Below are 15,661 nucleotides of genomic sequence, written 5' to 3' on the forward strand. Positions count from 1 at the left end.
ATGCACATTAAATTTAAATAACATTATTTAAAATCTGATGAATATGAAAGCTCAAGGTATTTACGCTGAAATATTATTACTGACAACTCATTAGCTTGTTAAAGAATATCTTCTAAACTCTATATCATTACTTACCCTTATTCCCTATTTGTAATAAGCCCTTTTTATTTTACTAAATAGGTTTTTCACTTTATAACACTTCAAAAAAACCTTATAATCTACTCACGTTTTTATGAAGATGTCATTCCTATAAAAGCAGGAATCCAGTAATAAATTATATCAAACACAAGTTTTTGTATTTTTATACTAAAAAATTTGTAATTTTTGTATAATATCTAGTATTTTTATGCTAGCTTCATGCAGAAGCAGGAAAATGACATCAACTGCTTTTTAAGAGCCATGCAAATGCTGCACAGGAGCTAAAATTATATAGAATATAAATTCCTCTTACTTTAAAAATTTAATAAAGAATTATGTTAGATAATATTAGAAAAACTGCTGATAGTTTTATAATGCGGGTTTTATTTGCAATGATTGCTTTCGCTTTTATAGGCTTTGGTATTAAAGATGTGTTACGTGGAAGAAGTGGCAAAGATATTGTTATTTTCTCTCATATGAAAAATATATCACAAGAAGATTTTTTACGAGCAAAATCTTTAGAAATTAATGCTATAAATAAGCAAACAGGTACAAATTTGACTGAAGAAGAAATAGAGCAGCTAAATATTGATAATCGAATCTTAAAAAGGCTTATTTACAATAATGCTTTAGATTATTTAGTTAGTTATTACAGTTTAGATTTAAGTGATGATACTGTTAAAACTTTAGTCAAAGAATCACCAGTTTTTAAAAATGAGCGAGGCATTTTCGATATAAAAATTTTAAAAACTTATTTTAGAAATTCTTATATGGATGAAGAAAAATATTTACTAAACTTCAAAGAAAAAACTCTAAAAAATATCTTTGTTAATACTTTTTTAGAAAGTTTCTATGTCCCTAAAGTTATGCTAAAGAATATAATAGATTATATGGCTGAGAAAAGAGATGTAGAGTTAGTACAAATAGATTTACAAAATAAACCAAAAGATTTACAAATTCCTACCCCTACAGATCAACAATTAAAGGATTTTTATCAGAATAATATATCTTTCTTTGAAGTACCGGAAAAACGTAGTTTTTCATATATTAAAGTTGTTACCCAAGAACTACAAATTTCAATTACTAAAGATGAATTGTTAGAATTTTACAATGGAAATAAAGATGAATTTGGTGACCAAGCTTTTGAAACGATACAACAACAATTATATGATTTATTAAAGGCCCAAAAAATCGATATACTCAATATGGAGTTTGCTAAGAAGCTAGAAAATGATGTTGCAGCTGGTTCTAGCTTAGTTGAGATTGCTGAAAAATATAAGTTACCGATCCAAAATGTTAATGGAGTAAGTTATGCAGAACTTATTGAAGATAAAATAATTGCAGAAAATGCTGATAGTATTTTTGAGCTTATGGAAGGAGAATTATCTTATCCTATTGAAGCAGAAGATAAAAGCTATCTTATATTAGTGGAATTAAAGTCGATTCAACCAGCAAAAATACCTGATTTTGATAGTATTAAACAGCAAGTAAATAAAATTTGGATAAAACATAATATTGCTGATTTAAACTTAAAAATTATGAAGGATTTAGCAAAAGAATATAATCCAGATCAAGAAAATATAAAAGAGCTTAAGCTTACCGGCATTAAAATAAGTGAAAAAAGCTATATTAGGTCAGGAATGGAGAATGAGCTAACATTAACTCCTGAAATATTATTATCAATTTTTAATACTAGAATAGGAAGTAATACGCCTATATTTCAAGTAGGTAATGAAGTATATTTTGCGCATATTAAATCTAGAAGTATCGATGAGTTAACAGCTAAAAATATTCATATCAATTCAGAAAAAAATTTAATATATACTATTAAAAATTCTTTAATTGATGAGCTAATTAACTATACAATCAAACAGAATAATATGAAAATGATGGCAGTTAACTGAACAACTATGTGTCTAACAATACAAACTCTAGTGAATGAGATATGAGCTTTAAAGATTTGCCAGAATTTTTAAAATTTTTAGAAAAAAATAGCTTGCTAAAGCGCATTTCTACTGAAGTTAGAACTAATCTAGAAATTACAGAGATTAGTAGAAGAGTTTTAATGCAAGGTGGTACAGCGTTACTTTTTGAGAATGTCATAAAGTCTGATGGCAGTAAATCTACTATACCTGTTCTAACAAATCTTTATGCTAGTATAAACCGTATTTGTATGGGACTTACGCTTCAAGATATTCAAGAGTTAAGAGAACTCGGACATTTACTTGCATTCCTTAAGCAACCGCAGCCACCATTATCTTTTAAAGAAACATTATCCATGTTACCGCTAGCTAAGCGTATATTTGCGATGTCTCCTAAGACTGTATCAAAAGCTGCTTGTCATGAAGTTATCATTGATAATCCAGACATTAATATATTACCGATTCAAAAATGTTGGCCTCTTGATGTTTCTCCTTTAATTACTTGGTCAATAGTAGTTACTAAAGGTCCAACTACTGATAAGATTGATAATTACAATCTTGGTGTATATAGAATGCAGGTTATATCACAAAATAAGCTATTGATGCGATGGTTAAAGTTACGAGGTGGAGCAGAACATCATAAACGCTGGAAAAAAGTAAAAAAAGAACCTTTTCCAGCAGCTGTTGTTATTGGTGCAAATCCTGCAATAACTATGGCAGCAGTAATGCCAATACCAGAAAATATTTCGGAATATAATTTTGCTGGTCTACTTTGTAATGCAAAAGTAGAATTGGTTAGGTGTAAAACTATTGACCTTAAAGTACCAGCACACAGTGAAATAGTACTAGAAGGTTATGTAAGCTTAGATCAGTATCTACCTGAAGGTCCTTTTGGAGATCATACTGGATATTATAATGATGTTGAGGAATTTCCAGTATTTACTATCACAGCGATAACAATGAAGAAAACTCCAGTGTATTTAAGCACCTATACAGGTAAACCGCCTGATGAACCTTCGATTCTTGGTGAAGCGTTAAATGAGATCTTCCTCCCACTGCTTCAACAGCAATTTCTAGAAATTGTTGATTTTTGGCTCCCTCCTGAAGGTTGTTCATATAGAATTGCGGTAGTATCAATTAAAAAATCCTATCCTGGTCATGCTAAAAGAATAATGCTTGGAATTTGGTCTTATTTACAACAATTTATGTATAGCAAATTCATTGTTGTTGTAGATGATGATATTGATGTTCGTAATTGGCAAGAAGTAATTTGGGCGATAGCAACAAGAAGCGATCCAAAGCGGGATACACTATTTATAGATAATGCACCTATCGATTATTTAGATTTTGCTTCGCCTGATTCAGGACTTGGTAGTAAGATGGGAATAGATGCAACTAATAAAACATACCCTGAGACAAATAGAACATGGGGTAAAAAAATAGAAATGAGTCAAGAAGTCATCGACAAGATTAACAGTATATGGGATAGTTTAGATATATAGGCTTTAATTTAGAGCATTTTTATAATAAGAGGAACCAAGCATTATTCATGGTTTAAAAAACTTAAAGTATGGTCATTCATGCAAAAGCAAGAGCGACATAAAATGACCATACATACAAACATTATGTGGCTTGCAACATTCCAAGTCAAGCTATGTAACAAGTTAGTTGGTAAACTTTAGTAGAACTAAATATGTATAATATCTCTCACGAAACAATAATTAATAACTTCAAAGAAATAGCTAATAAATATCAAGAACTTATTTTACATTTCATGCAAGGTAGAGGGAGTATGATTCCTAAAAATCTAATTGATAGTGATAAAAACAGACTTATAGCTTCTTTAATGCTAGAACAGTTTTGGACAAATCCTAGAAAATTTTGTAAGCTTAATGTTGAGTATATTGAAAAACTAAGGGAACTTACTACTAATTCTTTTGCAAAATTTGTTGGCAGTCCAGCAAGAACGATATTTTCTCATGATATTAAAGATAAGAGATTTAAGGATTCTTCATGGGAAGATAATGCTTATTTTAACTTTGTTAAGCAATATTATCTACTTTCTTCTGAGTGGTTAAAGAAAAATATAGATCAATATGAGTTATCAAATGATCTTAGACAACATTTAGAGTTTATCACTAAACATTTTATTGATGCTTTTTCACCTTCGAATTTTGTTTTTTGTAATCCAAAGGTTTTACGTGAAACATTAGAAAGCGGTGGTCAGAATCTAGTACAAGGATTAGAAAATTTTTTAAGCGATATAAAAAACTCCGGTGATGTATTAAGTATTAGAACTACTGATAAATCTGCTTTTAAACTTGGTGAAAATATTGCAGCAACAAAAGGAAAAGTTATATTTCAAAATGATTTAATGCAATTAATATGTTATGAACCAAAAGAAACAGTTCACAAAATTCCAATATTTATTATTCCACCATGTATAAATAAATATTATATACTCGATTTATCTCCTCATAATTCTCTAATATCTTTTTTAGTAGAAAATAATTTTCAAGTTTTTCTTATTTCATGGATTAATCCTGATAGTTCTTTATCAGAGAAATGCTTCGAGGATTACTTAAAAGATGGCATTTTAGCACCTTATGAGTATATTAAAAATCTTGGTTTTAAAAAAATTGATTTTGTTGGATATTGCATGGGAGGAACTTTTCTTGCTATCATCATTGCGTACTTCAAAGCAAAAAAAATAGATTGTGTTCATGGTGCTACTTTCTTTACTACTTTGCTTGATTATACTCATCCAGGTGAACTTGGAATATTTTTTAATGAAGCTACGATTAATTACATTAAAGAAGATATAAAGCTGAAAGGTTATTTTGATGGACAATATTTATCAAATAGTTTCAGTTTATTAAGAGCTAATGATTTAATTTGGTCATTTTTTATAAACAATTATTTACTTGGTAAAGAACCAATACCTTTTGATTTGCTGTATTGGAATGCAGATTCTAATAACCTGCCTGCAAAAATGTATGAGGAATATTTACAAAATACATATTGTAATAACCTATTAAAAGAACCAAATAGTTTAGAATTATTAAAAACAAAAATAGATCTTAGCAAAGTTGATTGTAATTCTTTTTTTGTAGCAGCAAAAGAAGATCATATAGCACCATGGTGTTCAATATATGAAGGTATGAAATTATTAAACGGTCATAAAGTTTTTTGCCTAACTGATTCAGGACATGTAGCAGGTGTAGTTAACCCTCCTGCAGTTGCTAAATATAATTACCACCTTAATGATGATTTAAGTTTAAATAGCCACGACTGGCTTATAAAGGCTCACGAATATAAAGGCTCTTGGTGGAATTATTGGCTTAAGTGGCTTGTAAATAATAATAATACTGAATTAGTAAAATCTTTAGACTATAACAATATGAAAGCAATTGAAGAAGCACCTGGCAGTTATGTTAAGAACTTCAAATATGTATAATCGGTAAAAACTGATAGATTAATGTGGCTTTATGCTATCATTTTGAACTCTTACCCCAAGTATATTTAAAATTAAATATACTTAACAGTAAGTCTTTATTCATAATTCAGGAGTGAGTAGTTTTACCATTGATTATTCAATGTTCTAGCCGATACTCAGGGATAAGGATTGATATATAGTTCGTATTAAGAAATAAAAAATGGAAATTGTGAAGCAACAAAATAATAGATTTATAGAGATATTCTTTTCATTTATGTTAGGTGTAATTGCAGGTATTTATGGGCATAATTCAGATTATTTTATTAATCTAATAAATCAAAAATTATCAAATTCCTCTGTTCCTCAGATAAAACATTCTAATATTTCACAGCTCTCTAAAAGTAAAGTCAGCACTTGTTTTACACCACCGTCTGGGTGTACTAAATTTATAGCGGACAAAATTGATGAAGCAGAGCATTCTATTTACATGCAAGCATATGGAATGAGTGATGTGTTAATTACTAATGCATTAATTAGTGCACAAGCACGAGGAGTACAAGTTAGAATATTGCTTGATCGTAGTAATTTAAAGCAGAAATTTTCTAAATTGCATGAATTACAACGAGCAAAAATTGATGTAGGCATAGATAAAGTACCTGGAATTGCTCACAATAAAGTTATAATTATTGATAAAAAGAAAGTAATAACAGGTTCGTTTAATTTTACTGCTGCTGCCGATAAACGTAATGCTGAAAACGTAATTATGATAGAAGATACAGAGCTTGCAGCTTCTTATTTACAAAACTGGTTAAGTAGAAAAGCAAATAATTAGTAAAAATCTCCAGTGGCTTTTATGTTATTCTTGCTTTTGCAAAAATAACATAAAGACTACATAATAACACTCTGACTATAAGTTAGTTATACAAATTTCTTATTAAATACGCTTTTTTGTACTTGTTCTGCCACATTTTGCATATTATCAGAAGTATGATGAACGTTTTCAACAACATTTTTATTTACTGCTTCTAATATTTTTGCTGAAGATTCATAAGAGATATTTGCAAGTTCTTTAGCATTATTCATGGTTGCTTCGCAAATAGATTTTAAAGATTTTTGATGGCAGTCACTAGCTTGTTTGAAATCTTTAGAGATTAGTATTTCTTTAGTAGTATTTAAAACAGTATTGATGTTATTTTGTATAATTTCAGAGTTTTTCTTAAGTAAAGTTTGAATACTTTCTGTAGCGATGTGGTTGGTTGTTACAAGAATATTCATAGCTCTTTGCATTGTACCAGTAATAGATGAAAGATCTATATTAGGCATATTTTTTATAGAACTCGTGTAAAATTCTGGATTCATATAGGACTTCATTAAATCTAAAAATTGTGTATTATTTAACATTATTTTTCTCCTAAATTAGATTTTGTAAATGTTTTACTAAGAAATTTTTTGTGTTTTACAAGCACGTAATGTAAACATAAAACCTCAGCTCATGCTAACATTTATAAAATTATGAGTCAATAATTGTTAGTATAAGAATTAACATTAAAAATAGTTAAGTTTTTATAAATGTTAGATACTCAAACTCAGGAATTAATAGATAAGTGGAAAAAATACTTAATCTTGCAAAAAAATTACTCTAATCATACAGTTATATCCTATAATAATGATCTTAAGCATTTCATTGAGTTTATGAGTTATTATAATTCATGTTTTATAACGATAAATCATATTAAAGCTGCAGATATAAGATTAATACGAAGTTGGCTTGCAAAACTTAAATGTGATAATTTTACTATTTCTTCAGTTGCTCGTAGCTTATCAGCAGTAAAAAATTTTTATAAGTTTTTAGAAAAAACCATGCAGATAAATAACCATGTAATCTTTTCTATAAAATCTCCTAAAAAAACTAAATTGTTACCAAAAGCTTTATCAGAAGATGATGTAGGCATATCTCTTAATCATATTGGAGAATATGGTAATGTTAAGTGGGTAGAACTTAGGAATAAAGCCTTACTTGTTCTTATATATGCTTCCGGCCTTCGTATATCAGAAGCATTATCAATTACGAAACTTCATCTACAAAATTTGGAATTCATAAAAATAATCGGTAAAGGCAGTAAAGAAAGAGTGATTCCATGGTTACCAGTTGCGAAAAAATTGGTTACTGAATATTTAGGGATATTACCATATAAGTTAGAAGATAATGAGCCAATATTTAGAGGAAAACAAGGTAAGAAATTACAACCACCGGTATTTAATCGTGAATTAATTAAATTAAAACATCTTTATGGTTTACCTGAACATTTAAGTGCTCATGCATTTAGACATAGCTTTGCTTCTCATTTGCTTGAGCATGGAGCAGATTTACGTTCTATTCAAGAGCTATTAGGTCATAAGAGTTTATCTACTACACAAAACTATATTAAAACAAGTATAAAGCACTTAGAATCAGTATATATTACTGCACATCCAATTAAAAAATAAAATATATATTAACAATCTTCTTGCGTTAATTTTAGATTATATATTATATTATTTTAAAACTCTATTAAATATAGGGATTAAAGCTAATATTGAGATATTAATATGCCTAAAATTACTATATTACCTGAAAAATATACACCGTCTAAAGATGAAGAATATATGTGTCCTAATCAACTGGAATATTTTAGACAAAAACTTTTAAGATGGAAAGATGATTTATTAATGGAGTTTCAAGAAACTTTGAATCACTTAAAGGAAGAAAATTGGAATAAGCCAGATTTTAACGATCGCGCTTCCATTGAAACAGAAACGGCTTTCGAGCTTCGTATTAAAGATAGATATCGTAAATTATGCGAAAAAATAGAGGAGGCGTTGTTACGTATTGAAAATAAAGAATATGGCTATTGTGAAGAAACAGGTGAACCAATAGGTATAAAAAGATTAGAAGCAAGACCAATTACTACATTATGTATTGAAGCACAAGAGCGCCATGAAAATTATGAGAGAAGTCATTTAAATGAACTAAGAAAATAAAAGTATATACATGCAAGTACAAATAGTTTGTAACTAGTATTGTTATATATCGTTAACTAAAATATATAGGCAGCAATATGGCAAGGCTCAATTTAAGTATACCAGATGAACTAAATAATAGTTTAGTAAGAGCTTATATGTATTAAAATGACGTAAAGAAATCGAAAATTATTTACAAAGAATTAATGCACCTGATTTTAGAACTTATAATAATGAATGAAGTTAGCCAATGATTAAAAAGAAAAATGTCTAAAGACATATTGGAAAGTAAATCATGAGCAAAACTTGCTAACTCATTGTATGATGTTTCTTTTGATAATCGATAGAACATAATGAAAATGGTCATAGAGTTAAGATATATTAATGTATGAAGTAATTTTTACCCAAATATAAAACTCAGATAATAAATTATAAGAAGTCTTGTGTAACAAAGAACTTTAACGATATGTCTTAAAAGCTAAGGAGGTTAAAGCATTTACTGTTTCAAATAAAGGTAATCCCATAACATTTGAATATGAACCAGAAATAAATGAAACGAAAGCTTCGGCATAGCCAGAAATTTTGTACCCACCTGTTTTATTTAATCCTTCATCTAAAGAACAATAAAAATTAATTTCTTCATTACTTAATTTTTTAAATTTAACAATTGTCTGAACTATTTTTTGTCTAATGATAAGCTGATCATTCTCTTTTTTGATAAAACATAAACCAGTATAAACACGATGACGACGTCCTGATAACATTTTAATACAATCTTTTAATTCTGCGTAAGTGGTAGCTTTTGGTAATATTCTTCTACCTATTGCTGTTACAGTATCTGCAGCTATAATAATAGTTGAATCTTCTATTTGAGATACAACTTTTATAGCTTTTTCGTAGGCAAGTCTTGTAGCTAAAGAACCAGGCAATTCACGCAGACTAGGTGTTTCATCTATATCGGCAGGGATGATTTTCGAAGGAATAATTTTTATTCTTTTTAATAATTCAACCCTTGTAGGAGAACGTGAAGCCAGTATAATGGATAAAATTTTTTTGCTTTGCTGCATGCTTAAGACTAGTGACGATGAATCACACGCCCCTTAGTTAAATCATAAGGAGTCATTTCTACTGTAACTTTATCCCCTAGTAATATTCTGATACGATTTTTACGCATCCTACCGGAAGTATGAGCAATAATTACATGATCATTCTCAAGTTTTACTCTAAAAGTAGCGTTAGGTAAAAGCTCAAGTACTATACCTGTAAATTGAATTAGGTCGTCTTTTGACATTAGATTTATATTTATATGGTCGGGGCGGAGAGATTCGAACTCCCGACCCTCTGGTCCCAAACCAGATGCGCTACCAGGCTGCGCCACGCCCCGAGAATTTAACTTAATTACATTAAATATACTTCATTATTTTCAACAAATCAATTTTTTTATACAAAAATTTGTATGTTCTGTATAAGGTAATATGAATTATTTATATTTTTTAAGTTATTTTTATGTACAAAATAATAGAATTTTTGCTATCATAAAACAGATAAATTGTATCTTTCGATTTTTAAAGTTTCATATACGATTTACTAAGTAAGTATAGAAAATTCATTTTTAAGTAAAGAATGGTAATTATAAGTTGCTGTTTATAGATATAAAATTTCTTGATTTTAAACATTTTTAAATATAACTAATATTTTCTAATTATAAAGTGACGTGATATCTATATAATAAAATTATAAGTTAGAAAAATTTTGTTATTTTAATAATTATTAATCATTTTGCTTTTAGTTCTTTGCAACTCTTGTGCAATAGCAAGTATTAATATTTGCAAAGAAATATTAATCTCAAGCTGTAATTTAGAGAATTAAGTCAAAATTTAGGGAATATTTATGTCCAGTCAAATAAATATTCTAGAAAATCTAATAAAAAAAGAATAGTTACTATTGCATTAGTAGCAGTAGCGATGATACCTACGAGTACTAATACTCAGGACTGCTAATAAACTGAACATCGCCAATAATGCAGTCTTATTCGTTTGCTGACAGTTCATTTTAACTTTTGGTAGTTATATTACTGTCGGTAGGCCAATTGCCGCAATGTACTTAAATAGTATGGTAGTGCAAAAATGACAGTTGCTAATATAAACATTGAACTGTTGATCTTATTTAAGCGAATTTTGCATTAAATATTAAGTATCTATATTGATATAATATGATTTTAACCGGAACACATATTAGTACCATATATGTAGCAATAATAGATACATCAAGGTAATCCTGGTCTGTATCCATTTGCACCAATCAAAAATAGCAAAAGAAAGAGAAACACAAGGTAAAGAGAATCACATTATAACATTTATGATACAAAAATGTTGATTTTCAAAATACCAATAATACTTGGACTATCGATTCTACATATAGTGGTTGTAATAATGTAATTGCTTTTGATTAAACAGATTACATAAATTATGCTTAGAATCAAGTGAATGGTGACCATACAGGTTACACTCAGTTCCAAGTTAAAATCTAGCTTAAATTATAGTAAAAGCTATTAATATTAGTGATGTTAATAAGAATAGGAAGTACAATTGTTACTGATACTTCAGATCTGACTCTTTATCCAAGTTTTGGAGCTGAAATTATGAATATACAACCTGTACAAAACATCAATTTTTAAAAGCAAGGCATTGCTATTTTGTCAGTAATGAGTCACCAAAATAATTTGTTGGGTGGATTAACAGTACATGTTACTACAGGCGATAGGACTATTTCATTAAATGCTATTAATAGAACTGTAGGGATAAAAAGACTTAGTGTATTCACTATCGGTTGCAATATAACTAAATGGAGCAGCTACCAATAAAGCTACTATTACTGGTAATATTTTTGTTTAAAATATTTTGATTGGTAATCAATATATAGAACCTAAACGCAGAGCTACTTGGACTACACCTATTGATACAGGAGTAAACAGTATAATATATTAGATGATAATATTATGGTAACTGTAGATAAATGATGATGCGAATGCTATTATATTAAATTTTGTTGGAAATGAACAAGTTATTAGGTAACATTGAAATAAGTAACAGCAGTTTTCTAATTAACATAATTAAACATTCAAGGTTATAATACTAAGTAAGTAAATTTAGAAGAAGATGTTACAGTTAGCAATTTTAATTTTAATGATGCAGGATTGCAACAGCATGAGTAAATTATTTGCAACAGTACTTAGGGGATACTGGTCCTTATGTATAATTGCATTATGGGCTAAACTTAGTATATAATACAGACTTTGGAGTAAACTTCTAAACATCAGTTTAAATATAAGATTTTTTAAGAAAGCTTATACTTACCTGTTTTTTTCTTCTAATAAAGAAGTAAAATCATTTTTTCTATAAAAATTCTTTACTAAATTACTATAACTTCTTACAGAAAATCTGCTTAATGTAAGATTGATTATTAACCGCTTAAGATACAAGCTTTGTTAGCTGTTATGCAAGAAGTTTAATAAAAACAGCAAAGTTACATTTAAATATAACTATAAAATAATATGCTAACCTTAGAATTAAATATTAGGTTGAATTTATACAGAGCTTATTATTGTTAGTATCTAATATTATTTTTTAGGAATTGCAATGGTTTTTATTGTAATTGCATGTAGTTTTTTATTTAATATTTCTGATAGAGCATTTTTTACTAATTTATGTTGATTAATTAAAGAAAGTCCATTAAATTCAGCATCTGATATTTCTAATGCATAATGGTTTTGATCACCTACTAAATCAGTAATTTTTATTATACTGTTTGGAAAAGATTTCTTAAGTGTTTTTTCTAGCTCTTCTACAGATATCGCCATTGTTCTGTCAATATTAATTATTTATAGGACCTTAAATATTAATTAAATTTTTTTTGGCTTAAAGTAAAGCTTTATATGAATTTTTATCATAGAATTTTAAACATTCATTGATAAAGTCTACTCTTATGCATATAATAATTTATTAAATATATGTATTTGTAATAATCACTATGAAAAAAGAAAGTGAAGAATTAAAACTATTTATCTTAGAATGTTTAAGCATGAAAAAAGCAGAAAATATTAATGTAATTGATTTAAGAGGTAAACATAAATTAGCTGAGTATATTATATTTGCTAGTGGTCGTTCAACTAAAAATGTTGGAGCAATTGCCAAATATGTAGCTTTAGAGTTAAAAAATAAAGCCGGTATAAATTCTAATATTGAAGGGCTTAGTAAATCAGAGTGGGTATTAATAGATGTTGGTACTATTTTAATTAACATTTTTTATCCTGAAACACGTGTACATTTTAACCTAGAAGAGATTTGGGAAAAGTGAATCTTATATTTTTTTACTAATTATAAATTATTTACTTATTAAATGAACGATCATATTCTTATTAATGTTATAATTTTACTCGGTACTGCGGTTTTTATCGTAGCTATACTTAAGCGCTTTAAGCTAAGTCCTGTACTTGGTTACTTGATTGCTGGAGCTGCGATAGGTGATCACGGTTTAAAAATCGTGACATATGACCAAACTAAGTTATTAGGTGAACTTGGTGTAGTGTTCTTATTATTTGCTATAGGTCTTGAGCTATCTTTTGAGCGATTAAAAGCTATGAGGCGATATGTCTTTGGGCTGGGTAGTTTGCAAGTTTTAACAACTGCTATAGTAATTGCTGGCGCAATGGTACTGATAGACAGTAATAGCAGTGCAGCTATCATTACGGGTGGTGGCCTTGCTCTTTCATCTACAGCACTTGTTATGCAGGTTATTGAAGAAAATCGTAGCCAGTCAGCACAAATAGGAAGAATTTCTTTGGCAATTCTTTTACTGCAAGATTTAGCAGTAGTCCCATTGCTTGTAGTAGTTCCGTTGCTTGCTGATAACAATAAGGCTTCTCTTACCGCAGCTCTTGGTATTGCACTCTTAAAAGCTGTAACAGCTTTACTTACAATATTTATTGCCGGTCGTGTTTTACTTCGTCCTGTATTTTCATTCATTTCATCAGAAAGCAATAGTGCTAATGAGTTACCTATTTCGATGACTTTGTTAATAGTACTTTCTGCTGCTTGGGCTACAGAAACATTTGGTTTATCTTTAGCTCTTGGAGCGTTTGTTGCTGGAGTGTTAGTTGCAGAAACTGAATTTAGGTTGCAGGCAGAAGAAAGTATTTATCCTTTCAAAAGTTTATTTTTAGGATTGTTTTTCATGACCGTCGGTATGAATATAGATGCATTAGAAATGTATGAAAAAATATCACATATTCTTACTTTATCTATTGCTTTAATCGTCATAAAAACTTTAATTATAACAGCTTTTTGTATTTTATTCGGCTTTAATAAAGGTGTTGCTTTTTACTCAGGTTTGCTATTATCACAAGGTGGGGAATTTGCTTTTATATTATTCAGTCTAGGTAAGGATAGCGGAATATTGGAAGAAAATACTGCTGATATATTATTACTTGTTGTTACTTTCACTATGGCACTTACGCCATTACTTGCAGCTTTAGGAAAAAAAATTGCTGAGAAAGTTGATAAAGGGCTTGGTAAAACTCCGACTCAGATGATTGAACTTAGTGCAAGAGATTTAACAAATCATATTATCATCGCTGGTCTTGGTAACATCGGTAAAATGGTAGCAAGAGTGTTAGAAGCAGAAGGTGTAAGTTATGTAATACTTGATCTAGATGATGATAGGGTTAAAGAAGAGCTATCAAATGGTTTTCCAGTTTTTAAAGGTGATGTATCACAAGCTGATACTTTAAAGGCATTAGGTACAGAAAGAGCACTCGCTATAATATTGACAATGAATAATCAGGTAACTATTAAGAAATCGCTTAAAACAATTAGTGGTAATTATCCAGACATGCAAGTTATTGTTAAGTTAAAAAGTTTAAAAAATGCTAGAGAGTTCTATGATTTAGGTGCAACAACTATTATTCCGGAAAGTTATGAGACGGGATTGCAGATCGGTGGAACAGTCTTAAAGCGTATAGGTATTAGTGAGCAAGAAGTTAATAGAATAAAAATGCAATTTAGGCTTGGTAATTATATAGTAGCAAAAAAAGAGGATACTTTATCTGAAGTGGAAGATAATGATTAAAATTCTTGTCATTTTCATTACTATAGTATTGTCAATAACAATTAATGCTAATAATAAAAAATTACCTATTCCTAGGTTTGTTTCAATAAGATCTAATGAAGTAAATGCTAGAAGCGGGCCTACAACTAAATCTGCTATAGAGTGGATTTTTATTAAAAAAGGTGAACCAGTAGAGATAATAGCAGAATATGAGCAATGGCGGCAAATACGTGATATTAATGGTGAAGGTGGCTGGATACATTCAAGTGTATTATCAGGTAAAAGATCAGTAGTTATTATTAGTGATAAAGAAATAGAACTTACTAAATCTGCAGATCCTAAAAGCCGAGTTATAGCAAAATTAATGCCTAAGGTTCGTTGTGGTTTAAAAAAATGTAAAAAACAGTTTTGTCAAATTATTTGTAAAGATTATATAGGATGGGTATCTAAAAAATTAATTTGGGGAGTATATGATGATAAGGATAGATATTAAATTCTAATTAATGAAATAATTAATATTAATCATTAAAGCAGGAGTATAAATGTTTTTACCTTATTCTTTTATAAGGAATGATATAGATTATTTTGTTCCTTTTATTAAAAATCTTAGTAATAGCTGCATAAGCTGTTTTCATTAGTTTAAAGCAAGGCATTAGTTTGACTAACGTTTGAGCTTTCATATTCATCAGATTTTAAATAATGTTATTTAAATTTAATGTGCATATGCTTTCAGTTTTTCATATATTTCTTTTCTAATTTTAGTTAATCGATAGTTCTAATGTAGGTTAGGTTTTTCTCGATGTTAATTGTTTTGCGATATGAATATTCAATAGATAGCTTTCAAAGCTTGATTTAAGAAACTCTTAGCCGCATTAGTATTACTTATTAGAGTAGTACAAGCAGAAGTAAATAAAATCGATAGCATCTCCATTCTTATCTAAAATTCTATATAGATATTCTTACTTACCTCTTAACTTTAAACATATGTTTTATCAATCCTCCAACTAAATTCTAAATTTAGGTTTCCAGTACCATCTAAGCCTATCTAAGATCTTCAAAG

Annotated in this window: 14 protein-coding genes and 1 tRNA gene; 10 read left to right on the forward strand and 5 right to left on the reverse strand. The window is 28.8% G+C overall.

All coding sequences use genetic code 11. The features are described from left to right. The first annotated feature begins 473 nt into the window (after window positions 1–473). From AC27F4_RS01160 to AC27F4_RS01175, 4 genes are all read left to right on the forward strand, one after another. Window positions 474–2,042, forward strand: a complete 1,569-nt coding sequence (locus AC27F4_RS01160; RefSeq protein ID WP_487061270.1) for a SurA N-terminal domain-containing protein — start codon at window positions 474–476, stop codon at window positions 2,040–2,042. Between the two features lie 41 nt (window positions 2,043–2,083). Next, entirely contained in the window at window positions 2,084–3,562 is a 1,479-nt protein-coding gene (locus AC27F4_RS01165; protein ID WP_487061272.1) for a UbiD family decarboxylase, read from the forward strand. A gap of 191 nt (window positions 3,563–3,753) precedes the next feature. Next, window positions 3,754–5,517, forward strand: a complete 1,764-nt coding sequence (gene phaC / locus AC27F4_RS01170) for a class I poly(R)-hydroxyalkanoic acid synthase (RefSeq protein WP_487061274.1) — start codon at window positions 3,754–3,756, stop codon at window positions 5,515–5,517. 208 nt (window positions 5,518–5,725) lie between these two features. Further along, complete coding sequence (locus AC27F4_RS01175; protein WP_487061296.1) at window positions 5,726–6,328, forward strand: phospholipase D family nuclease; 603 nt, start codon at window positions 5,726–5,728, stop codon at window positions 6,326–6,328. 86 nt (window positions 6,329–6,414) lie between these two features. Here the strand turns inward: AC27F4_RS01175 and AC27F4_RS01180 are convergent, their stop codons facing one another. Next, complete coding sequence (locus AC27F4_RS01180) at window positions 6,415–6,897, reverse strand: phasin family protein (RefSeq protein ID WP_487061276.1); 483 nt, start codon at window positions 6,895–6,897, stop codon at window positions 6,415–6,417. Between the two features lie 168 nt (window positions 6,898–7,065). On the opposite strand from AC27F4_RS01180, the gene AC27F4_RS01185 reads away from it, so the two are divergent. Continuing rightward, window positions 7,066–7,983, forward strand: coding sequence for a tyrosine recombinase XerC (locus AC27F4_RS01185; protein WP_487061278.1), 918 nt, complete (start codon window positions 7,066–7,068; stop codon window positions 7,981–7,983). Window positions 7,984–8,085: 102 nt separating this feature from the next. Continuing rightward, window positions 8,086–8,517, forward strand: a complete 432-nt coding sequence (gene dksA / locus AC27F4_RS01190; protein ID WP_487061280.1) for an RNA polymerase-binding protein DksA — start codon at window positions 8,086–8,088, stop codon at window positions 8,515–8,517. 437 nt (window positions 8,518–8,954) lie between these two features. Here the strand turns inward: dksA and AC27F4_RS01195 are convergent, their stop codons facing one another. From AC27F4_RS01195 to AC27F4_RS01205, 3 genes are all read right to left on the reverse strand, one after another. Next, window positions 8,955–9,563: a Maf family protein gene (locus AC27F4_RS01195; protein WP_487061282.1), complete on the reverse strand. Its 609-nt coding sequence runs from the start codon at window positions 9,561–9,563 to the stop codon at window positions 8,955–8,957. A gap of 8 nt (window positions 9,564–9,571) precedes the next feature. Continuing rightward, window positions 9,572–9,787, reverse strand: coding sequence for a translation initiation factor IF-1 (gene infA, locus AC27F4_RS01200; protein WP_487061284.1), 216 nt, complete (start codon window positions 9,785–9,787; stop codon window positions 9,572–9,574). Window positions 9,788–9,803: 16 nt separating this feature from the next. Then, window positions 9,804–9,880: transfer RNA gene (locus tag AC27F4_RS01205), tRNA-Pro, on the reverse strand. 1,311 nt (window positions 9,881–11,191) lie between these two features. Here AC27F4_RS01205 and AC27F4_RS01210 point away from each other — a divergent pair. Continuing rightward, on the forward strand, window positions 11,192–11,359 hold the full coding sequence (locus tag AC27F4_RS01210; protein ID WP_487061286.1) for a hypothetical protein: 168 nt from the start codon (window positions 11,192–11,194) through the stop codon (window positions 11,357–11,359). 756 nt (window positions 11,360–12,115) lie between these two features. Here the strand turns inward: AC27F4_RS01210 and AC27F4_RS01215 are convergent. Then, window positions 12,116–12,355: a BolA/IbaG family iron-sulfur metabolism protein gene (locus tag AC27F4_RS01215; protein WP_487061288.1), complete on the reverse strand. Its 240-nt coding sequence runs from the start codon at window positions 12,353–12,355 to the stop codon at window positions 12,116–12,118. Between the two features lie 170 nt (window positions 12,356–12,525). Between AC27F4_RS01215 and rsfS the strand changes: the two genes are divergently transcribed. Genes rsfS through AC27F4_RS01230 form a run of 3 tightly spaced genes read left to right on the forward strand, consistent with a single transcriptional unit; the run spans window position 12,526 to window position 15,094 of the window. Further along, window positions 12,526–12,852 (forward strand): ribosome silencing factor, encoded by a 327-nt coding sequence (gene rsfS, locus AC27F4_RS01220; RefSeq protein WP_487061290.1) that lies wholly within the window; start codon window positions 12,526–12,528, stop codon window positions 12,850–12,852. A 42-nt stretch (window positions 12,853–12,894) separates the two neighbouring features. Next, on the forward strand, window positions 12,895–14,622 hold the full coding sequence (locus AC27F4_RS01225) for a cation:proton antiporter domain-containing protein (RefSeq protein WP_487061292.1): 1,728 nt from the start codon (window positions 12,895–12,897) through the stop codon (window positions 14,620–14,622). After that, a complete protein-coding gene (locus AC27F4_RS01230; protein ID WP_487061294.1) occupies window positions 14,615–15,094 on the forward strand; it encodes an SH3 domain-containing protein in 480 nt (159 codons plus the stop codon). Before AC27F4_RS01225 ends, AC27F4_RS01230 begins: the two co-directional genes overlap by 8 nt. Window positions 15,095–15,661: the final 567 nt, after the last annotated feature.

The sequence above is a fragment of the Candidatus Rickettsia mendelii genome (genome assembly GCF_057543435.1).